Annotated in this window: 21 protein-coding genes and 1 pseudogene; 9 read left to right on the forward strand and 13 right to left on the reverse strand. The window is 40.2% G+C overall.

Annotation, left to right across the window (positions count from 1 at the left end; all coding sequences use genetic code 11):
- Positions 1 to 43: 43 nt before the first annotated feature.
- The 8 genes and pseudogenes from arsB to BR06_RS19925 all read left to right on the forward strand — a co-directional run bounded on the left by arsB (position 44) and on the right by BR06_RS19925 (position 11,488).
- Complete coding sequence (gene arsB / locus BR06_RS0117265) at positions 44 to 1,231, forward strand: ACR3 family arsenite efflux transporter (protein ID WP_031485320.1); 1,188 nt, start codon at positions 44 to 46, stop codon at positions 1,229 to 1,231.
- A gap of 299 nt (positions 1,232 to 1,530) precedes the next feature.
- Positions 1,531 to 2,742, forward strand: coding sequence for an L-serine ammonia-lyase (locus tag BR06_RS0117270; protein ID WP_031485321.1), 1,212 nt, complete (start codon positions 1,531 to 1,533; stop codon positions 2,740 to 2,742).
- 102 nt (positions 2,743 to 2,844) lie between these two features.
- The gene (locus tag BR06_RS0117275) at positions 2,845 to 3,876 is read left to right on the forward strand and encodes a metallophosphoesterase (RefSeq protein ID WP_235727754.1); all 1,032 of its coding nucleotides are present in this window, start codon (positions 2,845 to 2,847) and stop codon (positions 3,874 to 3,876) included.
- A 302-nt stretch (positions 3,877 to 4,178) separates the two neighbouring features.
- Positions 4,179 to 5,297, forward strand: coding sequence for an FIST signal transduction protein (locus BR06_RS0117280; RefSeq protein ID WP_031485324.1), 1,119 nt, complete (start codon positions 4,179 to 4,181; stop codon positions 5,295 to 5,297).
- The gene (locus BR06_RS19920; protein WP_051677164.1) at positions 5,294 to 8,230 is read left to right on the forward strand and encodes a PAS domain-containing hybrid sensor histidine kinase/response regulator; all 2,937 of its coding nucleotides are present in this window, start codon (positions 5,294 to 5,296) and stop codon (positions 8,228 to 8,230) included. The genes BR06_RS0117280 and BR06_RS19920 overlap by 4 nt, the downstream gene beginning before the upstream one ends.
- A 182-nt stretch (positions 8,231 to 8,412) precedes the next feature.
- A pseudogene (locus BR06_RS20200) lies at positions 8,413 to 9,445 on the forward strand (IS3 family transposase).
- An 18-nt stretch (positions 9,446 to 9,463) separates the two neighbouring features.
- Entirely contained in the window at positions 9,464 to 9,655 is a 192-nt protein-coding gene (locus BR06_RS0117300; RefSeq protein ID WP_031485330.1) for a SpoIIE family protein phosphatase, read from the forward strand.
- A gap of 30 nt (positions 9,656 to 9,685) precedes the next feature.
- Positions 9,686 to 11,488 (forward strand): sensor histidine kinase, encoded by a 1,803-nt coding sequence (locus BR06_RS19925; RefSeq protein ID WP_051677167.1) that lies wholly within the window; start codon positions 9,686 to 9,688, stop codon positions 11,486 to 11,488.
- Between the two features lie 102 nt (positions 11,489 to 11,590).
- On the opposite strand, the gene BR06_RS0117310 is transcribed toward BR06_RS19925, so the two are convergent.
- From BR06_RS0117310 to BR06_RS0117330, 6 genes are all read right to left on the reverse strand, one after another.
- Positions 11,591 to 11,980, reverse strand: a complete 390-nt coding sequence (locus BR06_RS0117310; RefSeq protein WP_031485333.1) for a GtrA family protein — start codon at positions 11,978 to 11,980, stop codon at positions 11,591 to 11,593.
- A gap of 8 nt (positions 11,981 to 11,988) precedes the next feature.
- Positions 11,989 to 13,485, reverse strand: a complete 1,497-nt coding sequence (locus BR06_RS0117315; RefSeq protein WP_031485335.1) for a glucosyltransferase domain-containing protein — start codon at positions 13,483 to 13,485, stop codon at positions 11,989 to 11,991.
- Between the two features lie 20 nt (positions 13,486 to 13,505).
- Positions 13,506 to 14,438 carry a glycosyltransferase family 2 protein gene (locus BR06_RS0117320; RefSeq protein ID WP_051677168.1) on the reverse strand — a complete coding sequence of 311 codons (933 nt, stop codon included), beginning with the start codon at positions 14,436 to 14,438 and terminating at the stop codon, positions 13,506 to 13,508.
- Between the two features lie 193 nt (positions 14,439 to 14,631).
- A complete protein-coding gene (locus BR06_RS0117325; protein WP_051677169.1) occupies positions 14,632 to 15,747 on the reverse strand; it encodes a carbon-nitrogen hydrolase family protein in 1,116 nt (371 codons plus the stop codon).
- 69 nt (positions 15,748 to 15,816) lie between these two features.
- On the reverse strand, positions 15,817 to 16,059 hold the full coding sequence (locus tag BR06_RS20380; protein WP_156952730.1) for a hypothetical protein: 243 nt from the start codon (positions 16,057 to 16,059) through the stop codon (positions 15,817 to 15,819).
- Between the two features lies 1 nt (position 16,060).
- Positions 16,061 to 16,954, reverse strand: a complete 894-nt coding sequence (locus BR06_RS0117330; protein ID WP_031485341.1) for a VOC family protein — start codon at positions 16,952 to 16,954, stop codon at positions 16,061 to 16,063.
- A 393-nt stretch (positions 16,955 to 17,347) separates the two neighbouring features.
- Between BR06_RS0117330 and BR06_RS0117335 the strand changes: the two genes are divergently transcribed.
- Positions 17,348 to 18,679 carry an FRG domain-containing protein gene (locus tag BR06_RS0117335; protein WP_031485343.1) on the forward strand — a complete coding sequence of 444 codons (1,332 nt, stop codon included), beginning with the start codon at positions 17,348 to 17,350 and terminating at the stop codon, positions 18,677 to 18,679.
- 197 nt (positions 18,680 to 18,876) lie between these two features.
- Here BR06_RS0117335 and BR06_RS0117340 read toward each other — a convergent pair whose 3' ends face one another.
- The 7 genes from BR06_RS0117340 to BR06_RS0117370 all read right to left on the reverse strand — a co-directional run bounded on the left by BR06_RS0117340 (position 18,877) and on the right by BR06_RS0117370 (position 25,677).
- Positions 18,877 to 19,155: a hypothetical protein gene (locus BR06_RS0117340; RefSeq protein WP_031485345.1), complete on the reverse strand. Its 279-nt coding sequence runs from the start codon at positions 19,153 to 19,155 to the stop codon at positions 18,877 to 18,879.
- A gap of 157 nt (positions 19,156 to 19,312) precedes the next feature.
- Positions 19,313 to 19,942 (reverse strand): hypothetical protein, encoded by a 630-nt coding sequence (locus BR06_RS0117345; protein WP_031485346.1) that lies wholly within the window; start codon positions 19,940 to 19,942, stop codon positions 19,313 to 19,315.
- A gap of 120 nt (positions 19,943 to 20,062) precedes the next feature.
- Entirely contained in the window at positions 20,063 to 20,392 is a 330-nt protein-coding gene (locus BR06_RS0117350) for a DMT family transporter (RefSeq protein ID WP_031485348.1), read from the reverse strand.
- Positions 20,393 to 20,513: 121 nt separating this feature from the next.
- Positions 20,514 to 21,782 carry an amidohydrolase family protein gene (locus tag BR06_RS0117355; protein ID WP_031485350.1) on the reverse strand — a complete coding sequence of 423 codons (1,269 nt, stop codon included), beginning with the start codon at positions 21,780 to 21,782 and terminating at the stop codon, positions 20,514 to 20,516.
- Between the two features lie 9 nt (positions 21,783 to 21,791).
- On the reverse strand, positions 21,792 to 23,093 hold the full coding sequence (locus BR06_RS0117360) for a glycosyltransferase family 4 protein (RefSeq protein ID WP_051677170.1): 1,302 nt from the start codon (positions 23,091 to 23,093) through the stop codon (positions 21,792 to 21,794).
- Positions 23,090 to 24,271 (reverse strand): glycosyltransferase, encoded by a 1,182-nt coding sequence (locus BR06_RS0117365; protein ID WP_031485354.1) that lies wholly within the window; start codon positions 24,269 to 24,271, stop codon positions 23,090 to 23,092. The genes BR06_RS0117360 and BR06_RS0117365 overlap by 4 nt, the downstream gene beginning before the upstream one ends.
- Positions 24,268 to 25,677, reverse strand: a complete 1,410-nt coding sequence (locus tag BR06_RS0117370) for an O-antigen ligase family protein (protein WP_051677171.1) — start codon at positions 25,675 to 25,677, stop codon at positions 24,268 to 24,270. The genes BR06_RS0117365 and BR06_RS0117370 overlap by 4 nt, the downstream gene beginning before the upstream one ends.
- Between the last annotated feature and the right edge of the window lie 7 nt (positions 25,678 to 25,684).

Genomic DNA, 25,684 nt, shown 5'->3' on the forward strand with positions numbered 1-25,684 from the left:
TTTGCAAAGTTTAACATTTATATAACTAATCGTGGATAACAAAATGAGTAATGAAATTAGCTCCGCAAATGATCGTAAAATGACCAGCCTTTTCGAACGTTATCTGACTGTTTGGGTTGGACTGTGCATTGTCGGTGGCGTTTTTCTCGGCAAGGTCGCACCTGATTTGGCTAAGACATTGGATGGAATGTCTATTAATGTTAATGGCGCGCCTGTTGTGTCCATTCCTATCGCGATTTGTCTATTTTTTATGATGTATCCCATTATGGTTAAAATAGATTTTGCCAGCGTTGTTAAGGCTGGTAAAAGCGGAAAACCAGTATTTCTTACGCTGTTCATCAATTGGTGTATTAAACCGTTCACCATGTACACAATTGCTCTATTCTTTCTTGGCTATTGCTTCAAAAGTATGATTGGCGTTGATGCTATGGACTTGGTGAAAATGCCTTTCGGTCTGGATTTGCCCGTTGGTTCGGTACACGGCTCTGGACTTGTGGTTTTGGCGGACGGAATTAAGATGTTGCAGATTCCTCTTTGGCGCAGTTACTTCGGCGGCTGTATCTTGCTTGGTATTGCACCATGTACCGCTATGGTCCTTGTCTGGGGTTACCTTGCGAAAGGTAATGACGGGCTTACTCTGGTCATGGTTGCCATTAACTCTCTCGCAATGCTTGTTCTTTACGGCGTGCTAGGTGGATTTTTGCTGGGAGTAGGGCAATTACCTGTTCCATGGCAGGCTTTGCTTTTGTCTGTTTCAATTTATGTAGCGCTGCCTTTATTTGCTGGATATTTTTCACGCAAATGGATTTTAAAAGTAAAAGGTGAAGCGTGGTTCAATGATAAATTCCTGCATGTTTTAACGCCTATTACTATCAGCGCGCTGCTATTGACTCTGGTTTTGCTTTTCAGTTTTAAGGGAGAAGTTATTTTAGCAAATCCAATGACTATTGTATGGATTTCCATCCCCCTATTTTTGCAGACTGTGTTGATATTCGCATTCGGCTACGGCGCGGCAAAACTCATGAAACTCAATTATGAAGATGCTGCTCCTGCTGCGATGATCGGAGCCTCAAATCATTTTGAGGTGGCAATTGCTACAGCGGTCATGATTTTTGGACTTTCATCGGGAGCTGCTCTTGCAACTGTTGTGGGTGTTTTGATTGAGGTTCCGGTAATGTTGATGCTTGTCGGTTTTTGTAAGAAAACAACTGACTGGTTTCCGAATTCATGATTAGTTTTTTATGGAGAGTCGGAGTCTTACCGTCTCTCCATTTATATTGTTTTGTGAAAGTTTATATTTAATTTTTAATTGTTCTATTACAGGTGTTTATGTTCTGTGTTGGTTGTTTTTAATATTATACTATTTAGATTTTCTTTATATGAACTTATCGTTTTTTACATATCCTTCTACCTTTTGCTAAATCTATTTTAATAACTCTCCTTTATTAGCTTTGCCCTTGGCAAATTTGCGGCTATTATGAAGTTAAATTTTTGATAATTAAACACCTTTTCTTCAAGGAATAGCAGTAAATGGAATCCCTAAAAGAATTATATCGCATAGGAGTAGGCCCTTCATCCAGTCACACAATGGGACCCCGGATGGCGGCAGAAATCTTTCAAAAAAAGAACTCTGTTGCGGCTGGTTACCGAGTGACTTTGTTTGAGAGTCTCGCTGCTACGGGGAAGGGTCATTTAACTGATTGGGCGGTTCTTAGTGTACTTGGAAAAGACAAGACCGAAATTGTCTGGAAATCTGAGGAGAAAATGCCTGAACATCCTAATGGTATGCTGTTTGAGGCCTTGGATGCGAGTCGTGAGATTGTAGATTCATGGAAAATATACAGCGTTGGAGGCGGGGCTATTCGAGAAGAAGGTACCAAGTGTTCCGATATTAAAGCTGTTTATGAACTTAATGATATTGCTTCGATTATGGCACATTGCGAAGATAAGGGCATTACATACTGGGAATATGTCGAAGAGTGCGAAGGTCCTGAGATTTGGGGTTTTTTACTCGAAATATGGGCCGTAATGGAAGAATCTTTAGAACGCGGACTTGATGCCGAAGGAGTTCTTCCCGGTTCAATTGGACTTAGAAGACAGGCTAAATCTTATTATCGTAAAACAAGGCTCGCCAGCGCCGATATGCAGTTAACCGGACTTACGACTGCTTACGCTTTGGCTGTATCTGAAGAAAATGCTGCAGGCGGTGTTATTGTTACAGCCCCCACTTGCGGTTCATGTGGCATTGTTCCAGCGACTCTAAAATACCTTAAAGATGTTTACGATTTGAAAGATAATGATATTATTCGCGCTCTTGCCACAGCTGGATTGTTCGGGAATGTTATTAAGATGAATGCCTCTATTTCCGGTGCGGAAGTTGGTTGTCAGGGCGAAGTTGGATCTGCTTGTGCTATGGCTTCAGCCGCTGCAAACCAACTTATGGGCGGAACATTACGGCAGATAGAATATGCAGCTGAAATGGGCCTTGAGCATCATCTTGGACTTACTTGTGACCCTGTTGATGGACTGGTGCAGATTCCGTGTATTGAACGCAATGCCTGCGCTGCAACGAGGGCTTTAGCCCGTGCTCAAATGTCCATTTTGTCAGATGGTTCACATCGGATTCCATTTGATGAAGTCGTTACTGTTATGAAAGAAACAGGCCATGACCTGCCAAGCTTGTATCGTGAAACTTCAGGCGGTGGACTTGCGAAAGCTTATAATGCCCGCAGTAAGCGCTAGGATCACAATATTTCGTAGATAAGGATAGTTATGACATTTTACCTTAAAGCGACGCTCATTTATTTTCTCTGCTACTTTTATGTTCGGCTGTGGATATGCCGCATGCTTGAGCGTAAACCCAAAACAAAGCGCGGAATATTGATTGCTACTGATCTTATGACGGTAGCGCTTCCCCTGACCCTCTTTTTTAGGGGTGACATACCATACTCTCTCAAACTTTTCATGCAGGGTGCAGGTTACACATGGGCGGCAATAATCGCATGTATGGTCCCTCTTGGACTGTGCTTTGAGCCGGTTCGTCTCGCTGTAAAGGCCATGTTTCCAGCATACATTGTTCCAAAGGCTAAAATATTTGCAGGGCTGTGTCTTGTTTCCGCAGTGATGGCCATTGGCGGATATATCAACGCTACGACCCCTGTTATACGCGAAATTGAATTTGATCTTCGAACTGGCAACAGTACCGGAACTGAAATTGACATTGCCGCAATTACCGATCTGCATGCCGGAAAGCTGATGAGCCGAGAACGTGTTGCTGGGATTGTAACTTCCATAAATCAAATGACACCAGACCTGATTCTTTTAGGTGGTGATATTATCGATGACTATGATTGTGTGAAAAGTGGTGCTGTTTCAGAACTTAAACGATTACATGCGCCGCTCGGGAAATATGCAGTTCTTGGAAATCACGAATACTATCTAGGTGGAGATTGGTCTGAAAAGCTGCTTGAAAAGCAAGGTATAAACGTTCTAGTTGATGAAGCTGTTTCAATTGATGATAAGTTACTTCTCGTTGGGCGTAATGATTTTGCAGCATTAGTTCGCGGGGGAAGTCGCAAGCCACTTAATCTTGTGATTCCAAAAAACAACAATTTGCCCATAATCATACTTGATCATAAACCTGCCGAGCTGGAAGAAGCTGAAAATGCAGGGGCAGCATTACAAATTTCAGGACATACTCATAATGGCCAGCTTTTTCCTGTTAATTTCATAATTGATGAAATTTATGATAAGGGTTGGGGAGCCTTCCAAAAAGGAATGACACAGTATTACATTAGTTGCGGAGTAGGGTTTTGGGGGCCGCCGATTCGAACAAACAGCAGGCCGGAGATTTTACTTATTAGGATTAAGATTTAATTTTCTTCGTAACAATATTTTATCATAAACTTTTGAGTATTTACTAACTACCCTGTATTGTTCTTAAAATAACTTGGTAAATCGTGTTTTTGCTTTAAAAAATAGTAACTTTAATATATAATATGTTAACATTTGTTGGTTCAACTTTGCGTATTAAAATGGTAAGAATGTTTTTCTTAAGTTATTATCCTTAATCTTAAGTTTATTTACTACGTATTTATCTGTTTTTTTGTAGACTGGCTGTGGTTTTTTTATATTATACGGACCATTAGATTTATGATTATTTGATTTTTGGAGATTGCATGCGTATTGAAGTTGATCCTTCTGGTTCAGTTGAAACTTTTCATAAGCTTCTTGAAATTATGGACAATGACTCCGAGGTAAAAGGAGTTATTGTTTTTGCATGTGATGCGAATGGATTCACTCCTACACTGCTTGATCCTATTCTGACTCAATTTTCCTTGCCTTTGGTAGGGGGGACTTATCCTGTAATTTTACACGACCGCGATCAATTTAAGACTGGTACTATTGTTGTTGGTCTCCCATATTCATTTAAACCTCATATTTTACGCGGGTTGAGTGATTTTGATATGGATTATGTAAATCCTCTGATCAGCTCCTTTGAGTCTGATGAAATTCCATCGACCTTACTCCTTTTTGTAGATGGCTTGTCAAAACGAGTCGCCTCGTTTGTGCATTCTTTGTTTGAAGTTCTGGGATTAGGACTAACTTATGTTGGTGGAGGAGCTGGTTCTTTAGACTTTCAGCAAAAACCTTGTGTGTTGTGTAATGATGGGTTGCTTGAAGATGCAGCTGTCATGGCAGGAATAAATGTGCCTAGCTCAATTGGGGTTAAGCATGGCTGGACTCCAATTTGTGGCCCTTTCAAGGTTACGGAATCCGATCATAATGTATTAAAATCACTAGATTGGAAGCCTGCTTTGGAAGTTTATAGAGAGGCCATTTGTGACCATTCAACCGAAATAATTTCTGATACAAATTTTAATACTTTTTTTAAAGCTTATCCTTTTGGAATGGCGAGTCTCTTTGCAGAACCCATTGTACGCGATCCTGCTTTTGTGGACGAAGAAGGCAATCTGGTTTGTGTTGGAGAAATACCGGAAGGGTCATTTGTAGAGATCCTTCATGGTGCACCTGATACTATTATTGAAGCTGCGCGACAGGCGAACGAGAAATCTAAGGAACAGAGTTCCAAAGAACCTTCTCTAAGTATTTTAATTGATTGTGTTTCGCGTTATCTTTTTTTAGAAGAGCAATATCAACAAGAACTTGATATTGTTCAAAACGACAAAGTTCCCTTGGTTGGAGCTCTATCTCTTGGAGAAATAGCTAATAACGGTGAAGAATATTTGGAATTTCATAATAAAACTGTCGTTGTAGCTTTACTGGAAAACGTATGAGTATACGTATTCAAGAACAAATACTTTTCGATTTGGCCATGGCGTTTGGCAATAGTCTTGATTTAAAAGATGTCCTCACAGAAGGTTTGCCGATCTATTTGCGCCGCCTCGGTTGTATGGCTGGAGCCGTACTTATGACGTCTACTGATGACGGTTTTCTTGGTTGTAAAATCGTTTCATCCTATCCAGTACTTGGTAAGACTCCCGAAGCAATTACATCTCTTATAGATATGGTTAAAAGTAATTCCGACTGTAAAGCTACAGATGAGTTTTGCTCAAAGCTCCCCATGCATAAAATCATAGCTGGGCGTAATGCATATCTTATGGAATTACCGGGTTTCGGTTTTTTAGTTCTCCTTAAGAGCGGTCACCCCCTTGGTAAGTCGCTCATAACTTCACTTCTGCCTATTAATACAAAAATAGCTAACGCGTGTATCTCCTGCGTCAGCTATCAACGTTATGCTGAACTGAACTCAGAATTACATAAAGAAGTTGCCGAACGTAAGATTGCAGTTCGCGAACTTATGGATAGCGAACGTCGTCATCGTGTTATTTTTGAATATTCCCCGCTTGGTATGATCCATTTTGATTCCGATGGCCTTATCAAAGATTGTAATGAGCCCTTTGCTCGATTAATGGGATCTACAAGACAAGATTTGCTTGGATTTGATTCAGTTCAAAATACCTCTCCAAAAATGAGCGCAGCTATTAAGATAGCTATTTCTGGCACACCTTCACTGTATGAGGATTACTATACTTCTGTGGTTGGCGGAAATGTTGTTTATCTGCGAGCTGTTTTTAATCCTGTTACACCCGGTAAAGCAAAGTCAGAAGTTATTGCTACTATTGAAGATTTTGCTAAACGCAAAGAGGCCGAAGAGTCCCTTCGCCAAAGTGAGTCCAGGCTTAGTAAAATACTTTCTTCAATTCAGGCTGGAGTACTTTTAATTGATCCTGCAACTCGTACCATAGTGGATTCTAATACCGAAGCGTGCAGATTAATAGGTCTTGAAAAAGAACAGATTGTAGGCCGCGTGTGTCACGATTTTATTTGTGCTGCTGAAAAGGGTAAATGTCCTGTTTTGGATTTGAAACAGGATGTCGATAAATCTGAGAGAATTCTTCTTACAGCAAGCGGAGCAAAGCTGACCGTTCAAAAAACGGTAAGCACAATTATTATTGATGGAAAAGAGCAACTTCTCGAGTGTTTTGTTGATATAACACAGCGCAAGGAAGCAGAAGAGCAGCTTATAAAAGCGAAAGATGCTATCGAGAATTATGCTAAAATACTTGAAGATACGAATGATCAGTTAACTAAAACAACTGCATCGAGGGATGACTTAGAACAAGAGGTTGCCGATCGCAAGCGGGCTGAAAGCCGTTTAAGAGAAAGCAGGCAACTTTATCAAGAACTTGTGGAAAATGCCGCCAGCATTATTTTAAGAATTGATAAAAATGGTCGCATAACCTTCTTTAATGAGTATGCAGAGCGTTTATTTGGATTTTCAAGAGATGAAATTATCGGTAGAAAAACTGTTGGGACCATTATTCCTGAAGTAGACAGTTCTGGTCGTTTTCTTAACGGTTTTGTGGATAAAATGTTCCATAATCCTGAAGGTTTTGTTAATCATGAAAATGAAAATATGCTTAAAGATGGAAGCCGTATATGGGTAGCATGGTCGAATAAGGCCTTATACAACTCTGATAATGAATTTACTGAAATGCTTTGTGTTGGATCGGATATTACTGAGCGGAGAAACTCAGAAAGAGCATTAAGATTCGCAAAATTGCAAGCAGAGGCAGCGAATAGAGCTAAATCTGAATTTTTAGCGAATATGAGTCATGAAATTCGTACTCCAATGAATGCTATTCTCGGAGTTGCAGATTTACTTGCTGATTCTGAATTAAATGAAGAACAACGTCATTATATACGTTTATTCGAGTCGGCAGGTGAAAGTTTAATGAATCTGATCAATGAGATTTTAGATTTATCGAAAATTGAAACTGGACATATGGAATTAGAGTCGGTGCCATTTAGTATACCAGTTCTGCTTGGTGATATAAGTGCTATTATGGAGATTTCAGCGGATTCTAAAGGGCTTGATTATTCAAGTATTATTTCTCCAGATGTACCCTCATTAGTTATGGGTGATCAGGTACGTATGAAACAGATATTGCTTAATTTGGTAGGCAATGCTGTTAAATTCACTGAACATGGAAGTGTCTCTGTTTCTGTTATAGCCCATAAAATTAATGATTCCAGCGTGTCTATTAAATTTAGTGTTTCTGATACTGGTATTGGCGTTTCAAAGAATCAATTAAGTACTATTTTTGAAAGCTTTGCGCAGGCTGATTCCTCTACAACCAGAAAATATGGTGGAACAGGCCTTGGTCTTGCTATTGCCAAAAAGTTTGCAGATTTGATGAAAGGTGAAATTCTAGTTGAGTCAGAAGAAGGCGTTGGTACGACATTCCATTTTTCAGCTCCATTTGATGTTTGCACTGAAAATTGCATTACGAACAAATTGAATAGTGAAAATGATAAGAATAATTATTCACATATAGAAAAGAAGAAAATTCTTGTTGTCGAAGACTCTGAGAGTAATAGAATGCTTATTGCTTTTTATATTGGGGAATCCCAGCATGAAATGGTTTTAACTGAAAATGGACTTGAAGGGTTAGAGGCCTTTAAAGAAGGTGATTTTGATGTAGTCTTCATGGATATTCAAATGCCTGTCATGGATGGGCTTGCTGCAACAAAAGCAATTCGGGAATATGAAAAAGAGCATTCACTTGAGCCTATACCGATAGTAGCTCTTACTGCTAATGCATTTAATGAAGACAGAAAGCTGTGTTTTGAAGCTGGATGCACCAGGTTCCTTGCTAAACCAATTAAAAAGAGCGAACTTTTTATGGAAATAAGTATGCTCTGATTAGTCTATTTTTTTTCTAAAATTCAGGTTTGAAAGAACCACTTCTAGCCGTTTCATTTGTTGAAAAAAACGCTGCGGTGTGTTTTTATATCTATATGAAAACATTATTTGTGGTCATGATTCTGATACAGAGTTGTGGACACGCAGTTAAGTCGCTATCCTGACTTTCACAGGAAAAGCAAATGACTAATTCCAAACGTCGAACTTATGATCTAGAGTTCAAACGCAATGCAGTTCTTTTAAGCGAAGATCCTTCTCGTACACATTCTGAAGTGGCAGAAAGCCTCGGAATTTCTTACGCCATACTTTATCGCTGGCGACGCGAGTACTCTCGTAGCGCAGGAGCAGCCTTTTCCGGGCATGGGAAGGACGTTTTAGAAGAAGATGTGCCGGACCCTAGAAGTTTCTTGGAGCAGTTTTTATAGTTGGTTATCAAGACCTGAATCAAAGAGATTTATTGAAAATAAGATGTTGAAGAGTCATATTCGTGAGCTTTATTTTGAGCATGGTCAAATGGCAGGAAGCCTTATGATCATTGCAGATTAACAAGCAGAGGAACGGTTTAGAAAAGTCAGCCGAGCACGAATTGCAAGAAAAATAAAGGCCATGGGATTTCAGTGTAAAACGGTACGAAAATTTGTGGTTACCACTGATTCCTTTCACAAGGAAACAGCCGCGCCCAACCTGTTGAACCGCCCCTTTTCTGTATCTAGACCGAACGCAGTTTTGGCAACGGATATTACGTGCATAAAAGTAGGCAGAAAATGGTTTTATCTTACAGTTTTTATAGGCTTGTTTTCACGGATTGTTGTTAGATGGGATTTAAGTGATTCTCTGGAAAGAAGTTCAGTTATTCGCGCCTTCAATAAGGCTTTTCTCCGGCGCAGGCCTGCTAAAGGACTAATGGTTCACAGTGACCAAGGCGTGCAATCTGTTCGTCGGGAATTCAGAGAACAGCTCGCAAAACATGGCTGCATCCAAAGTATGAGTCGAAGGGGCAACTGCTGGGATAATGCGGTTGTCGAGTCCTTTTTTCTCACTTTGAAAACACAAATGGTCTATCTCAGAATATTTTCAGATAAACATGAAGCAGAAATAGCTCTGTTTCAATATATTAAGGCCTACTATAATCACAGAAGGCGTCATTCTAGCAATGGCTTGAAGTCCCCTGCTGAATTTGAAATCAACTGTCAGGAAAATATTTTTGTGGCTTAACTAACTGTCCAGAAAAGTGTGGCAGGATCAGGTGTTACTGAGGCAGAAAATTCGACTAAGGAACTGTTCGGAGATGAACGGGTTATGAATGTTTTACTTACATCAAATAATATATTAATGGGTGATAAGCTTGCGGAAGCGGTAAGAATATGGCGCAATGGCGCTGAACAAAATGATGATACTACTATCGTTGAAATCCTTAGATCCTAAGCCTTACTATTTAATATGCTGGAGTAGTTCATGATTTTATCCAAAAACCGGAATAATAATATTTTCGGTTTTAAGACTATTTATATAATTTCTATTTTTCTATTTTGTTTGTTTTTGAATCCTTCCAATAGTTCTGCGGTGAGTAATTCTTCCGAAAAGCTGATCGGTGTTTTAGCTAAAAGAGGAGCTATCCAGTGCCTTAATAACTGGCAGGCTACAGCCCAGTTTTTGACCCAGAAAGTTGACGGAGTGACTTTTAAAATAGTTCCATTAGCTTTTGATGAAATAGAACGCGCTGTTCAGAATCGTGAAATTGATTTTATTCTTGCAAATTCATCTATCTATATAAATCTTGAACATTATTACAATGTTACGAGAATTGCTACGATGAAGAATCTTATTGAGGGGAAAGGTTATACCCGGTTCGGTGGGGTTATATTCACGCGCTCTGATAGTAACATTAAATCTTTGGAAGAGCTGCCGGGTAAAAAATTTGCTGCTGTAGATGAGAAATCATTAGGTGGTTGGCGGGTTGGCTTATACGCGATGATTCCTTTTTTACCTAACAAGGAAAAAAGTTTTAAAGAGCTGCTTTTTACAGGAACACATGATTCTGTAGTTGTGGCTGTTCGTGATGGAGTTGTTGATGCGGGAACAGTTCGTACCGATACTCTCGAAAGAATGGAAAGAGAAGGTTCCATTGATATTAAAGATTTTAAAGAGCTTAAATCATTAGATTGCCCTTGTTATGGCTCTGCTTTCCCATTCATGTTAAGTACACACCTTTATCCTGAGTGGCCTATCGCGAAGCTTGAGCACGTATCAGATCAACTTGCGCGCAGGGTTGCAAGTGCTCTTTTTGCCATGCCTGCTGATAGTATTGCAGCTGCGGATTCTTTAGTAACAGGTTGGACTATTCCTTCGAACTACCAGCCTGTTCATAATCTGCTAAAGTCTCTTAAAGTAGATCCTTATAAAGATTTTGGTAAGGTGACATTGTGGGAGGCGGTTAAGCAACACCGTGGAACTCTCGCTGTCGCATGTGTGTTGTTAGCTGTATCGCTACTCTTTGCTGTTACTTTCTTTTCCCTGAATAGGCGCCTAGAATCCAGCAAAGATATCGCTGAAAAAGAGCTATCAATGCGTATAAGCGAAGAGACTAGGCGGAAGGATGTCGAGAATATGGTAAGGCATGAGCTACGCTCACCTGCGGCTTCTATTTCCTCTGGTATGACTTATTTACAAATGGACGAAGATTTATCTGCCGATCAGTTACTGCTCGTTGATGAAATCAAGAAAATGGCTGATCGGATGCTTCATATAACGACGCTCAATCAGGAAATATCAAAGATGGAGTCGGGGAGATTCAAACTCAAAGATGGGTTAATTAATATCTATGATATAGTGGAAAAAGAATTAAGTCTTATTCGTAATTATGGAGAGTCTAGGGGAATCACTCTTCGGACAAAAGGTTTCAATGAATTAAGTAAAAGGCCAATTAAAGGTGATGAAAGCCTGATCGGAATAATGATCCGCAATTTGATTAGTAATGCTGTTGAAGCTTCACCAAATGAAAAGGATATACTTATAACTTTTGACAGCACTGACTCGATTATATTGTCTGTACATAATTTGGGGTCAGTTCCTGTTGGAATTCGTGAAGTTTTTTTCGGTAAGTATGTAACCAAAGGTAAATCATCCGGAACAGGATTGGGAACTTATTTAATTAAATTAATAGCAGAAAATCACCGCGGCTCTGTGTTTCTCGATGCTTCTATAGAAGGTGAAACGACAGTGGGTGTTGTTCTTCCAATATTGACTTTTGATGAGTAATATTCTTCGGCTTAAATAGCCCTTTGAGCTATCTCGACTATGTAAAAAAGGCTTGTTTCAAATTTGAAACGAGCCTTTTTTTGCGTGGTTATTTTGATGACGCTACATATTTTTTTTGAAAGTAACAAAACGGTTAATAGTGTATTGCGCAGCAACAACAAAGCAGAGGGCAGCTAATTTTGCAAAGCTACTATTTAAATTATAGTTTCCTACCAAGACCAGCATAATGAAATTAGATACAACTATTCCGCTTATACCAATCGCAAAAAAGATAGCGCAACGCTTTAGGAAATTGTCAGTAACTTTGAAATTGTATTTGTAGTTAAAGATAAAGTTATTCAAAATTCCAAGGAAAGAACCTACCGTGTTAGCAATTATGTATTGTCCGTCAAGGATTGCGTTTAGAATATAAAAAGAACCGAAATCAACTACAGCACCCCATATGCCAATTAATATATATAAAATAAGGTGCCTATCGAGAATGTTTTGCATGTTTTGTACTACTTAAATGTCAGCAATAAATCTGAGTTATATTTGTAAAGTGTGTAGTAATGATTTTTAGCTATAATTGGCAAAGCTGGGATGTTTACTGTTGTTTCAAGCGGTTTATGGTCGATGTCTTGGTAATTATCAATATGTAAGCCGCAGCCGTAGTAAGGTAGACGATACTTAAAGCCCCAAGGATTATTGGTATCTAAAGAGTCCATTATAGGAAATATTTTTATCATACGATTGAAGTATCGTGAATGTGGAAGCTGTCCTGAGTAATAGAGCTTTGTATCTTTACCCGGGTTTGAGTTGTTGATATCCAGAACAATTGAAGTGATTAGCGGTTGATGAAAGTCTGATTCAATTTTAACCAGATTACCGGCTAGATAGCTGAATCCTAATGATGTTAGCAGCACAGGGACTACCAGCAGGCATAATATCTTTTTATTATTAATGAACCAGCCCGGCACAAGCAAAAGGAAAGCTGTAACGCCGCTGAATGATGTCAAAACCTGTACGTTTAATCCTGAATATTTTTTTAGTACGGCCATGTGTATGAAGGAAAAAGTAAAGATTATTAGCGGTGCAATGATGATAAGCAGAAGACCTATCTTCGCAGTAGAGTTGATCTTCGCCGCAAGGACATTCTTTTTATATAAGTGGACAACAAATACTATGCTTATGGTGAACAGCAATGCCAAAAGGATTGTTTGCATTTGACTTAGTGAGATCAGTATTGATGTAGCCATTTGCAGGCAGTTATCAAAGAATTGCTGCAACCCTTGCCCTGACAAATCCAACGTTTTTGCATTAGCTGCGCGGCGGGCAATATTGGCAATAAAAAATAATTTTAAAAACAATTTGTACCCAACGAAAGCCAGCACAAGTTGCATCACGCGGTTTAACAGGGTTTTAAAAATCCCGTTAAATTGATTTTTATACGCGCTATATACAAATTCAATTACGGCTAGGGACATAAAGAAGCCCAGAGAAGCCTGATAAGAGTTCATGCTTAGAAAAATACAGAGAATACAAGCCGCGTGATATTTAAGCCTTTTTTTGTTGGTTTCCGGTAAAATGAGAGCAAACGGTATAATGAGTAATACCAGACTTAAAGCAAGTCCCAAGCTGTCCAGTTGGTATATGAAAAGACGCACTAGGAATGGATTAAAGATAAATCCGAAAGCAATAATCGCTGCGATGAAAGCATTATCCACATCTATGAATAATTTTTTAATCATAAATCCGCCCATAGTGAAGATGGGAATGGATAATAACAGGGGTAACGGAGCAGGATCGTAAATACTTGTGGAGTGCACTAGAAAGCGCATTAGCAGGGAGGGAAGCAGCCGTCCGTCATCATCCCATGAATTACCTGTTAAGATTCTGCAAAAGTCATCATTATACGGAGTGTTTGCTATTAGCATAGGCAGGACATATAGAAATGCCATCCCTGCAAAGAGCATAATAAAGTTTTTATCTTCCGTATTTATCTTAAAACCTTGCATGATCTCTCCAAATTTCTGTTTTATAAAATTGAGCGCACAATGAAAACAGGTCTATTCTTTGATTCCATATAGGTACGCCCCAGATATTCACCTAAAGTTCCTATACCGATAAGTTGCAATCCGCCTAAAAATGTTACTGCTACCATTATAGATGCGTAACCGGGCACATCAACACCCATGAAAAGTACCTGTATTAAAATTTTCATGGTCATAATAAAAGATATACCTGCCACTAGTGCTCCGATGTAAGTCCAGACGCGCAAGGGGGCGGTTCCGAAGCTAGTTAAACCTTCCAGAGCGAAATTCCATAATTTCCAGCCGTTAAACTTGGATTCTCCCACAGCTCTTTCAGGGCGCACATATTCAACTTGCGTGGTTTTAAAACCTACCCAGGCAAAAAGACCTTTCATAAACCGTTTGGATTCAGGGAGGTTGTTCAGCGCGTTCACAACAGTGCGGGTCATTAATCTGTAATCCCCGACATTGTCTGGTATCGATGGTGTTGAGATTTTATTATTCAACTTGTAAAAACAATTCGCTGAAAAACGTTTTAGAAATGTGTCACTGTCTCTGTTGCTGCGATGAGCTAGGACAACATCAAATCCTTCGTTCCATTTAGTGATCATTTCAGGAATGAGTTCCGGAGGGTCTTGCAAATCCACATCAATGGGAATGGTGATATCACCGTTTGCATATTGTAATCCCGCGGTGAGGGCTGCTTCTTTGCCGAAGTTACGGCTGAAGTCAATAATCATAATTTGTGGGTATGATTTTTTTAATGAAATGAGTTTTTCCAGAGTGTCATCTGTACTGCCATCATTAATAAAAATATATTCTGCCTGAATACCGGGTATGGTTTTTATAACTTTAGAAACACGTTTCATAAACATGTATAGAACTTCTTCTTCATTATATACGGGTACAATGATGGATAGTACTTTGTTTTCAGGCACTTGCCACACTCCTTAACTGATTATATTGCAGTTTAATTCTGCTCGGATAAATATTGTTATTACACCACGAAGTCAAGTTTTCGCGCAGCAGACTCTACTACATTATTAGTATGTGATACTGTCCATACACATAAAAATACCCCCTCATTATCTGGCTGAATAGTAAGGGGGTATTTATTCTTATTAATGATATTTACTGCTCGCGACCGATCTCTTTTCCGTTTTTAAAGGTGGGGTATGTCCAGCCTCCCGGTAAATTAGCCTTGGGCGCTGTGAGCGGGCCGTATAATTCAGGGCGTCTGTCCTTGAGATAGTTATACTCAGGCGCAGGGTGAGTCATACCGTAGTATTCAGGAATACAGTCTGCTATCAGTAACGTGTCTTGTCTGTGATCTGCGGCGATGATTATGTCAGCGTGGGGGCCGATGACGAGGCTGTTTCCGCGGTAGAGCCATTCATCTTTTCCACGTTTCTCATAGCCTACGCGATTGGCATAGGCGAAGAAAACGTTGTTGGCGTAGGCATACGCTGGAAGCATTATGGTAGATATATCAGGGTAGGGAACAGCGCTTCGTTTGCCATTGGGTAAACGGTAGTAGCCATCAGCTGCTGTGGGGCCAACGATAAGTTTGGCTCCGTTGAGAGCTAGTATTCGTGAGAGTTCTGGAAATTCGTTTTCATAGCAATTCAGCACGCCCACGGGAAAACCGAAAACCTCAAACACTGGTGGTGGTTCACTTCCAAATGACCAGTTGTCACGTTCTTGCTGCCCGTATAGGTGCGTTTTTTTATAGCTGGTCACCAATTCGCCTTTTTCATTAATCAGGGCGATGGAATCGAAATAAAGCAGTCCCTCTTTGGTTTTAACCTTTTCAGCATAAGGCACGAGCATGGCCATTTTTAATTTTGCAGCAATTTTTTTTGCTCTGGTAATGCTGGGACCGCTAGAGAATTCGGCTACTTTTTTAGCTTCATCAGGGCTTAAAGTGTATCCGGGAACGTATAGTTCGGGAAAGGCTAGAAGCTGAATGCCCTGAGCTTTAGCCATCTGAGCAATATCTTCCAGACGGTTCATGTTTTTTAGGGATGCGCCGGGGCCGTAATCGGCTTGAGCCTGATAAATCCCCAATCTAATTCCTTTACCCGATGGTGGCAGGGTTTGATAGACAGAACTCTGAACTTTCAACATACGATAACTATCTAACACGGTCTGTTCGTAATCCGGTGGACAGCAATCCGGCGTAGGTGGACCTGCAAAAGCCAGAAGCGGGAACATCATACACATAACTAAAGCGATAAGTGTTTTCATCGATACATCTCCATCGTTATTGAGGTGCTGGAGTTTTCGTAAGCTCCAAACAATAGGCTACTTTTAATATTATCTGCGTTTCGCTGGGCGCTGAGAAGGTTTCGGTCTGGGCCTATTAGGTTTTTCAGGCTTGTTTGGGCGATTTGGAGGCCTGACAACGGGGCGGTGATGATGGTGGTCGTGGTGTGATCCCCATGATGTGCCATATTGGTAATTGACACCGTAGTTAACCGGTCCCCCGCAGGCTGAAAGTATAAATGCGCTTGCGCACGCCAGCAGTGCTGCGAGAATGAGCTTATTATATCGTTTCATTTTAATTGTTCTCCAGTTGCTGGATGCCAAAGACTGCACCAGTTGGATCAGAAAGAATAGCTATGTGGCCTTCTTTAACGCTCATGTCTGGGGATATAAGAATTTTGCCCCCAAGTTCCAGCGCCTTAGCAGTGGTTTGAAGGACATCTTCGACAAGAATATAAGGAACCCATTCAGGTGTAATGTCTTTCCATGGGATACTGACTACTCCAGCACGCCTCTTACCGTCGCTGAACAGCATGCGATATTCAACTTTTGCATGCACATCTACGAGATTCACTTCATAACCAGCGAGCTTTTGGTAAAAAGACACAGCCATGTCAACATCTGTGGTCCACAATTCACATCCGAGCCAGCGGTTAGGAATAAAATTACCATCCTGCGGATCTCCGGTAGAGGAGGTCAGAAGTGCAACTGCGGCTTTTTGCGGGTCTAGAATTATGGCAACTTTGCCGCGATCTGGAAATTCTTTGGAATCTTTATATACGGAACCGTTATTGTTTTGGACGATAACAACGGCGCTGTCGACATCTGGAACTGACATGTATGAAAGCCATTGCGAAGATTCTGATTTGGTGCTGCGATTAATCATGTTCGCGATGGGTTTACCATTTTGAAAAACGGTTTTCACATCGGGATTAGCTGTACTGGTATCCTGAAAACCCCAACCGAAAAGAGCATGATAGAAGTTCGAGGCAGCGTTTATATCCGTTGTAAAGAGATCAAACCATACGAATTTACCCGAATAATGTATGTCCGTAGCTGTCTCAGAGATAGGTGGTACTATGATCTTGCTAGCGCATCCGGTCAGGCCGAAAAAAGCGAGGAGGATCAAAGTCGCAACTAATTTTGTTACAGGGGAATCTGAGAGATGTTTTCCAGTGTGTGTCTTCATTCGAGTTCCATACAGTGTAGAGTTGAGAGAATATGGCATTTCGTCTTTTTGAAACGGTTATGCAGACTTTTTATACTTATTAAGAAATAGCATACGCTTGCTAGTGAGTACATTAGTTAAATTGTACTCTGTTATTTATAACTAGAAAAGCCTACCTTCTGATTAAAAGATTGGCTTTTGATATTTAGTCTTTGGGGAATGGCGATAGAGAGAATATGCGGAATCGTTTGATAACTTTAATTGCGATAGTTGATAAACAGAATTTCCAGTAGCGCGAAGGATTTTAATTAGGTATAGTAACTATGTTTTATGATAATTGAATTTATTTAACCTTATATTAAGCTTTTAGATTTAACTCAATCAAACAAGTTCAATAAAATTGAGATTGAAAATATGTATAATCTTTTTGTGACAGGTGAGGAAGGAGCATGGGATTCTATTCATTATAGTTATGATAGAGTCCGTTTTTTAGAATACACAAATAAAGATATTGTAGAAGTTTTTGAAGATTTAAACCAAGAGCAAAAATCTAAGTTGATGTCTTTGCCTTGTTTATTTGCTTATGAAGGAAAGACTGAGAATGTCCGTTTTGGCTATTTGACTTCTATTGAAGTCAAAGGAAGGTCCGTTTTAATTGAGTATAAGTTTCATCCTAAAGTTCAAGAAATTCCTTTTCCAACCATAGAGCCAATCTCTCAATTATTAGATATTCGTAATTGGGAAATGAATAGAACTCACTGGGCAGTTAAAGATAAGAATTTAGTAGAAATATTACGTCACAATTCAATTATTGATGAGTCTTTGAATCTGGCAAAAAAGAGGGGAGCGAATGTTAAAAATCCTGCCAATCTGAGATCTAACCCTCCTAAAATTACAACTGTTAAAGGGTTTATTGAAAAAGTATTATCTGAAAGAAAAGGTGAGAATGTTGAAATTTTTTATCGAGGTCATTCTGTTAGGAAAACATACAAATTAGAACCGTCATTGTTTCGCAAGGATGATAATGGTAACTACCTTTATTTGAATGATGAAGATATGTTATACAAAGAATTGATGGTTTCTAATTCTTCTGATTTTAGGTCTGATGAATATACTTTGGATCGTTTGGTTAGGATGCAACACTATTCTCTTCCAACTAGGCTTCTTGATGTAACTTCAAATCCTTTAATGGCTTTGTATTTTGCGTGTAAATCTCAATGGGTAGATGAAAATAATAGAGTTGAAGTAAAAGAAAAGGATGGAGAAGTTGTTATTTTTAAGGTCCCCAGAGAAAAAACAAAGTATTTCGATTCTGACACTGTAAGTTGTATTTCAAATTTGGCTAGATTGTCGAAAGATGAAAAAAAATCGATTGATTTTACTCTTAGCCGTGAGAAATTTAATAAGCAGAGGACAATAAAACGTCTTGTTCATTTTATAAAATCCGAAAAGCCTTTTTTTGAAGCGACAATCATGCCCAGTGATTTACGAAAAGTTATTTGTGTTAAGGGTAAAAAGAGTAACGTCAGGATTTCCTCACAGTCAGGGGCTTTTTTGCTTTTTGGGAATGATGCCGTATTTAATGAAAACGGAACACCTGATATAAATGTTGCAAGAATCGCAGTTGCCAATAAAATTTCTATATTAAACGAACTAGATATTCTCAATATTAATGAAAGCACTGTTTTTCCATACATTGAAAATTCAGCAAAGTACGTTGCTCAAAAATACAAGTTTAAAACCTAAAAATACACAAATTTATCGCAAAAAAAGACAAAAAATCCGGCATATTGATAATTTCCAAAATTACGAGAATTTATCAACTATGGATAAAATTCAATTTTCAGGCTATCAATACTCCCCGAATGTAGCTCTTTGTGCATTAAGCACTTAAAAGAACGCGTGATTGTAGGGTAAAATTCTAGCATATTAATCTTTCATTTTTATTTCTTTACCCAACCTCGAGACTGCATACAATCATTATAAGTGCTGGTTGCTTTGCGATTGTCTGAAAATTTATCACTATTTCTTGTTAGCTCTCTCTGGCCATTTTCATTACTTGGTCCGACGTTGGTCCGCTGTCCCGTTCTTTTCGTACAAAATTCTCGGTCTTCTTTGTAGCTTTCTTTTTTTAATTTTGGGTCAGAAATATTGTCGTTATGCCAAGAGGTACAGCCACCTAGAATTATCAGCAATGCTGCAAATATTATATATTTTTTCATTTTTACGGCTCTGTTAGAAAAGTAAGTTTTTTTTTATTAAATTATTAAATGCGTATACTTAAGTAATATTTTTTCGAACGAAAAGACCTAGTTATCAATTACGATAACTAGGTCTTTTCGTTTTTGGTAAATCAAAGGGAATAGCTTATGCTTAATATTATTTAGCAGGTAGGGTGAAAAGTTTTTGTAAATAGTTTGTAAGTCCCTGATTTACACCCTGACCGCACTGGGCAAAGGGGCAACCTAATTCGTATGGAACTTCGATAGGGTCTGGAGTTCCAGAATAGATTGTATCATTCACACCTTTCTCTTGTTTTATGAGAAGTTCCACAACCAAATAGCATGCATTTGGGCTGTTCTTTACACGTTCAATGCTAGGAGACCATTTTTTTATTACCACAGGGTAATTTCTAAACGAAGATCCGTACGATAAAGATTTTGAAAATCCTACCTGCTGTGATTCTCTATGAGCAGCCGCCTTGGGGGAGATAGAACCGATGCGAGCTTCAATAAGATAGTCCACTTCACCATATGGTTGATATTCGTAACCCATACCGGATAAAGTTTGAATTGCGTTTTGTACAATGGGGAGAGCGCCGACCTTTACTTGTTCCGGGTTACCGTTTCCTTTCAACTGAAAAAGAACAGTCTTGACGTTAAAGGAACCGGGGGCCGGGATGAAAGAAGATATCGGTGTAGGGGGAGTTGTAGAGCGAGTAGAGCAAGCTCCTAAGCAAATCATGATACAAAGTGCCAATAATTTAATCACAGTGAAATTTTTACGCATAACTATCCATTTGTTGTTTTGTTTTGAAGTAGAATTATTAGGCACAGTTTTTATGTTGCTATATAGGTCTTAGTAATTAAGACATTATATTTTGCGTCATTGTGAATTGATTTTATTTAATCAATGTCCGGCGGAAGAAAAATTAAGACCGATTACACCTGCTATGACTAGTAACAAGGAAAATAGTTTTAAGGAAGTCATCTTCTCTCCAAAACAGTAAAATCCAATTACTGCCACAACAGCTGTTCCAAGCCCAGCCCACACAGCATAGGCAACGCCGACATCTATTTTTTTCAAAACTACAGCCAGTCCCCAGAAAGATAATCCGTACAAGACAAAGGCAGCGATAGTTGGAATGATTTTAGAGAAGCCGTCGGATAATTTTAAGAACGTGGTTGCACCAACCTCGAATAATATCGCGGCAAGAAGAATAAGCCAGCTTTGTAACATTTATTACCTCTTTACTGAAATTAATTAGGAAAATAGCCAATAAATCAGTAAAGATGAGCTTTTTAACGCAAATATGGATTGATTTATCCTTCTAACACTTTGCATTTATGAGCACATAAGCTTACTCAAAATCGACGCTATGAGAATCTTTACCCAGAGTAAGGCTGGCGACAACCCTAGGGGTTTGACTTATAACTTTACCTCGGCGAATAACGTAAAGCCTCGTTGGATGAAGGCGCATGGCTTCGAGCTTTGAAGTCGCTTGGAGTACCACCATATCAGCATTACAGCCCGGGGAGAGTCCATATCCTTCAAGGTTAAGAGTTTTAGCTCCATTCGTTGTGACCGCATTAAAAAGAGCTTCCTGCTGGTCCACACCAGTCATGTGCAGGGCGTGCGCTCCCATATGTGCGACTTCAAGCATGTCATGGGTACCCATAGGATACCATGGGTCCATCACGTCATCATGCCCAAGTGATACGTTGATACCCTGAGCCATGAGCTCGGGGACTCGCATTAGCCCACGTCGTTTAGGATAGGCGTCATGTCGTCCCTGAAGATTCATGTTAACCAGCGGATTGCAAACGCAGTTCATTTGAGCCTCGGCCATTAATGGCAAAAGCTTTGAAACATAATAATTATCCATGGAATGCATGCTGGTGAGATGTGATCCGGTTACGCGCCCGTGCAAACCTAGCCGCTGAGTTTGGTAAGTGAGCATTTCAATATGGCGGGAATGGGGATCGTCAGATTCATCACAGTGCATGTCCACCATAAGCCCTCGCTCTGCCGCCATTTCGCAGAGTAGCTTTATTGACTTACTACCATCGTCCATAGTTCTCTCAAAGTGCGGAATGCCACCCACCACATCCACTCCTTTGTCCAAAGCTCTTTGCATAAGAGCTAGCCCATCCTTACAGCGAAGTAATCCGTCTTGCGGAAAAGCTACAAGCTGAATATCTATGAAATTTTTCATTTCTGCGCGAACTTCTAGTAAAACGTCCACAGCCATGAGGCTCGGATCAGTGGTATCTACATGCGACCTTATGGCAAGATTTCCTTTGGCAATAGCCCACGTTATAAGCTTGAGAGCTCGTTTTTTGATGCCCTCAGGAGTTAAGTCCGGCTTAAGTTCTCCCCAAATTTTGATTCCTTCTAGAAGGGTGCCAGATTGGTTCAGTCTAGGCATGCCCATGGAAAGCGTAGCATCCATGTGAAAATGAGAATCCACGAATGGCGGCGTAACTAGCTGCCCCTCAGCGTCAATAATCTTCACTGCATCCGCTTTAATGGCAGGACTAATTTCAACGATTTTTCCATCTTTGCAACCAATGTCCACAAGATCGTTCTGTCCATCTACAGTGCTATTTTTGATGATAAGTTCGAGCATTGGGGCTCCTTATTTAACGTTTAAAATATCGGAATTGAGGGAGTTTATACTCTCATTAAAAAAGTGAACCAGTTTGCGCGAATTTATACGCATGTCGAATTCCTTTAAAACTTTTTCTCTTCCGGATGATCCCATCGTTCTCCCCAATTCTTCATTTTCTATGAGAGATTGAATTGCTTGTGCGAGCGGTTCTTCTTGCTTTGGTGGGACGAGGAAACCGTTTACTCCATCTTCCACGAGCTCAGGAATGCCAGATAGTCTGGTTGTGACCACGGGTAATCCTACACACATGGCTTCCATTAGTGAGACTGGTATTCCTTCCATATCTCCTCTAGCTCCTTGCACGCTCGCCATGACAGCTATATCCGCTTGTAGTGTTAATTCTGAAACTTCTTTACGAGGTAGAGCTCCGTGTACAATCACATTTTCCGTAAGGTTCAGTGCTGCGATTTCGCTTTCTACCTGAGTTCGAAGCGGACCGTCTCCTACCAAGTGTATTAGAAAATCTGGCTCAGTAGAATTAGTCTTTAATTTGTTAAGTACTCTTCGGCAGGCTTTTAATAAGTATGTATGACCTTTCATATCTTTGAATGACGCTACGCATATTAATCGTATTGGGCCGGGAGTACGTATTTCAGGACGTGGCTTAAATACTGTAGGATCTACACCGCAGTGGATGGTGTGCAATTTACTGTTTAGTTCGATTCCAAAGCGCTCAGTAATCCAGTTCCGGTTGAATTCAGATATTACAACAGCAAATTGTGCTTCTTTGAGTTTTATATCCAGCATACGTGTATCCATGAATATGTCATGAGCATGGGCCGTGAAACTGTATGGAATTCCAGTTAGCCGGTTTACAATAAGTGCTGCTGTGGTAGCGTGAGTCGCAAAATGGGCATGCACATGACGCACATTATTTTTTTGCATATCACAGGAAAAGTGCACGGCCTTTGCCCATATGGCTAATGTGCCGGCAATAAATTTGGGGCTTGGAAATGCTTTAAGAATGAGTTCTGAGAAGGTGCGAAAATATTTTAGCGGTGAATGTGCTATAAAAAGCAGGTTTGACTTGATAATTTCTATTGATAGAAATGGTAGATAGCGAGCGCGGAGTGTAAATTGCTTGGTTTCAGGGTGTTCTGCAGAATCATGGTGCCGTAGCAGGGGGTATAGTTCAATGTGTAATCCTGCGTGTTCCACCTCAAGCATTTCATAGAGTACAAACGTTTCAGTTACCTTGGGAAAGCGGGACATTGTGTAGGCAATTGTTTTGTCTGATTGCAGGGATTCAGTCTTCTGTGCAAGACTCATTTGGGTATCACTTCAGCTGTCTTGATAGGATCCCATTTATTGAACTTTTTACCGGTTATTGTATCCCAAAGAGCAAGAAGTCCACCCCAGTTTCCAAGTATGAAATAGTATCCAGCATAGCTTATTTTTCTGATAAAAACCGGGCCTTGGTGTTCAAACAGGCGGTGCATTGCAGCCAGAAGGTAACAAAAGATCTGAGCAACTAGCAGGGTAGTTATTGTCAGTGACTCTGGGGCTAGTATCATGCAGGAAAACAACAGGCCCAAAAGAGCCAGAGGAAGTATGCGCCGTAAGACTTTGTTAATGAACAGGCTGAACGCGAAAAGTCCATAGTGAAGTGGATTAAGCAAACTCCGTTTGGACATTATTCCACGTAAACTCCCGTTTACAATGCGCCTGCGGCGTATAATCTCATGTTCCCGGTGCTGTGAGGGAATTGGGATTGAAGCTAGAGCTCGTGGTTCAAATACAAAACAGTATCCGGCTTCCACAACACATAGCGCTGTGTAAAGATCATCAGTTACCCCCTCAGGTAGTGATGGAAAAAGTTTACGGCGTACACAGTAGATCTTTCCGTCATTGGAAGAAATGGAGCATTTGATACTTTCTTGTACTTTTATGTAGCTGTCAAAGGTCGTATATAAATGTTGAGCAGCCCCAAGTGCTCCTTTGTTGGCTATAATACTTCTCTTGCCACAAACACCACCGATGGTTGAGTCGCATAAACGAGAAGCCATCATAGTGAGTGCATCGCTATTCAAAATAGCATCTGCGTCTGTAAGAAAAACTAAATCGTTTTCCAACATTGGGAGGGCTATATTGATGCATTTGTTTTTTCCTTGGTGTTCTTCAAGGATAAGACTTCGTATGCAGGGATTAGCGTTTTTTAGTATGTCTTCAGTTCCGTCATCTGAGCCATCTGAAACAAAGAATATATCTAGTCGTCCTTTTGGATAATCCAGAGCTAGACAGTTTTCAATTTTAGCAGGAAGTAATGCTTCACCATTCCTGACCACAATTAGCAACGTCGCTTTCGGAGGAATGAATACATTATTCTTGCAGGGGATAGGCTCAATCTTCAAATGAGAACTGAACAGACTTAAGAGAACCGGGTACAGGAAAAAGGTTACGGGTATCGCTGCCGATATCAGGAAAATGCACCATGCAAAAATAATCATTTTACACCTTCATGATTCTCTAGTGAAAGGTTTAGAGCTACCTGCGACATTGCTAATGTCACTAGTAGATACTTTTGGAACAGATCGCTAAAGAGCAGAAGGAAAAATAGTAGAACTAAATATGACAATCTGTAGGTTTTCGTAATCATAGCCATATCATTGTTTTTGTTAGCTATAAAGTTGCGGATAGCCCTGTTGTAGTTGCGAAGGCCCTGAATAAGAGCTCCAAGAAATAGAGAAAGGCTCATTAGTCCGCCGCCGACTAGAACTTCGAGGTAAGTGTTATGTGCAGGGCGTTCGCGATCATGCCCGGACCTGACCATTTTGTCGGCAATAGGGTTTGCTGCGTAGTATTTTTTGAAAACTCCCGGTCCTGATCCAAAAACAGGACTTGCTAAGAATCTTTCCCAGCCAACGATAAGATAGGATGCACGTCGCTTGAGTGATCGGTCTTTTTGACCGAATGAAACCAGACTGGCCTGTCTTTCCCAGTATGAGGAGGGGATTACTGATATAGCGCCTACAACAAGAAATCCTGCCAGAGCCAGAATAAGACCAAGATAACGTGCAGACAACAGGCTGGCGTAAGTGAATGCAATCCCAGTTGAAAGTAGGACTAGTAAGAGCATTCCGCCTCGAGAGTATGTTGTCACCAATCCCAGTAGATTCACGCATATAAGTAATAGAGCTAAGAGCCTAATGGACGTGCGCTTGTTCTTTACGAGCATGCGGGCCAGAAAAGGCATAACAAATAGGATCATTAGTGAAAGGGAGTTAGGATCTGTTGTAGCTCCAAGGCCACGTTTAAAGCCGCCTCCACCAACTTTTTCAGCAAACCACGAAATATTGAAGAAAAAACCAAGTGCTGCAAGAAAAGAACCCGTGGAAATACTGGCGATTATCACATTTGGAAGTATGCGCTTAAACCCTTTTCGGGTGACAAGGATCATACCCAGTCCGATAAATAAGTAAGCCACGGCCTGGAGTATAACGGTTTTCATGGCAGCTTTTGGATAGGCTGAATACATAGAAACAACTAAAGATAAGGCGAGGTATGGCATCAGCCAGATCCATAGTTTAGAGCTTAGCCCCAATTTTTCCTGTTTGTCTGTGAGTAGTCTGATGGCAAGAAAAAAGACAATGCAAAAGGCCAAAATCCAATGGAGTCGTAAATACTCCAAGCCACCGATATTGCGGTAAGCTGCAAAAGGCAGAGAAAATATTATAGCCATGTAACCTAGCTCGAGGTTACGTGATACCAGAAAAAAGAATACCAGTCCCAATCCAGGGGCTACTGCCAAGATAGGTTTGTGTGTTGTCAGCAGAAAAAGAGAAAGTCCAATAGTTACTGCCGCAGCAATGACGTATACTGGATTGAATCCCTTGCTATTATTAGTGTCGTTCATAATTGTA

Source organism: Maridesulfovibrio frigidus DSM 17176 (assembly GCF_000711735.1).
GTDB classification, from domain to species: domain Bacteria; phylum Desulfobacterota; class Desulfovibrionia; order Desulfovibrionales; family Desulfovibrionaceae; genus Maridesulfovibrio; species Maridesulfovibrio frigidus.

What these genes read in the sequence shown, in the direction of transcription:
- arsB (WP_031485320.1), top strand. Translation starts at nt 44, where the DNA reads ATGAGTAATGAAATTAGCTCCGCAAATGATCGTAAAATGACCAGCCTT.
- BR06_RS0117270 (WP_031485321.1), top strand. Translation starts at nt 1,531, where the DNA reads ATGGAATCCCTAAAAGAATTATATCGCATAGGAGTAGGCCCTTCATCC.
- BR06_RS0117275 (WP_235727754.1), top strand. Translation starts at nt 2,845, where the DNA reads ATGCTTGAGCGTAAACCCAAAACAAAGCGCGGAATATTGATTGCTACT.
- BR06_RS0117280 (WP_031485324.1), top strand. Translation starts at nt 4,179, where the DNA reads ATGCGTATTGAAGTTGATCCTTCTGGTTCAGTTGAAACTTTTCATAAG.
- BR06_RS19920 (WP_051677164.1), top strand. Translation starts at nt 5,294, where the DNA reads ATGAGTATACGTATTCAAGAACAAATACTTTTCGATTTGGCCATGGCG.
- BR06_RS19925 (WP_051677167.1), top strand. Translation starts at nt 9,686, where the DNA reads ATGATTTTATCCAAAAACCGGAATAATAATATTTTCGGTTTTAAGACT.
- BR06_RS0117310 (WP_031485333.1), bottom strand. Translation starts at nt 11,980, where the DNA reads ATGCAAAACATTCTCGATAGGCACCTTATTTTATATATATTAATTGGC.
- BR06_RS0117315 (WP_031485335.1), bottom strand. Translation starts at nt 13,485, where the DNA reads ATGCAAGGTTTTAAGATAAATACGGAAGATAAAAACTTTATTATGCTC.
- BR06_RS0117325 (WP_051677169.1), bottom strand. Translation starts at nt 15,747, where the DNA reads ATGAAAACACTTATCGCTTTAGTTATGTGTATGATGTTCCCGCTTCTG.
- BR06_RS20380 (WP_156952730.1), bottom strand. Translation starts at nt 16,059, where the DNA reads ATGAAACGATATAATAAGCTCATTCTCGCAGCACTGCTGGCGTGCGCA.
- BR06_RS0117330 (WP_031485341.1), bottom strand. Translation starts at nt 16,954, where the DNA reads ATGAAGACACACACTGGAAAACATCTCTCAGATTCCCCTGTAACAAAA.
- BR06_RS0117335 (WP_031485343.1), top strand. Translation starts at nt 17,348, where the DNA reads ATGTATAATCTTTTTGTGACAGGTGAGGAAGGAGCATGGGATTCTATT.
- BR06_RS0117340 (WP_031485345.1), bottom strand. Translation starts at nt 19,155, where the DNA reads ATGAAAAAATATATAATATTTGCAGCATTGCTGATAATTCTAGGTGGC.
- BR06_RS0117345 (WP_031485346.1), bottom strand. Translation starts at nt 19,942, where the DNA reads ATGCGTAAAAATTTCACTGTGATTAAATTATTGGCACTTTGTATCATG.
- BR06_RS0117350 (WP_031485348.1), bottom strand. Translation starts at nt 20,392, where the DNA reads ATGTTACAAAGCTGGCTTATTCTTCTTGCCGCGATATTATTCGAGGTT.
- BR06_RS0117355 (WP_031485350.1), bottom strand. Translation starts at nt 21,782, where the DNA reads ATGCTCGAACTTATCATCAAAAATAGCACTGTAGATGGACAGAACGAT.
- BR06_RS0117360 (WP_051677170.1), bottom strand. Translation starts at nt 23,093, where the DNA reads ATGAGTCTTGCACAGAAGACTGAATCCCTGCAATCAGACAAAACAATT.
- BR06_RS0117365 (WP_031485354.1), bottom strand. Translation starts at nt 24,271, where the DNA reads ATGATTATTTTTGCATGGTGCATTTTCCTGATATCGGCAGCGATACCC.
- BR06_RS0117370 (WP_051677171.1), bottom strand. Translation starts at nt 25,677, where the DNA reads ATGAACGACACTAATAATAGCAAGGGATTCAATCCAGTATACGTCATT.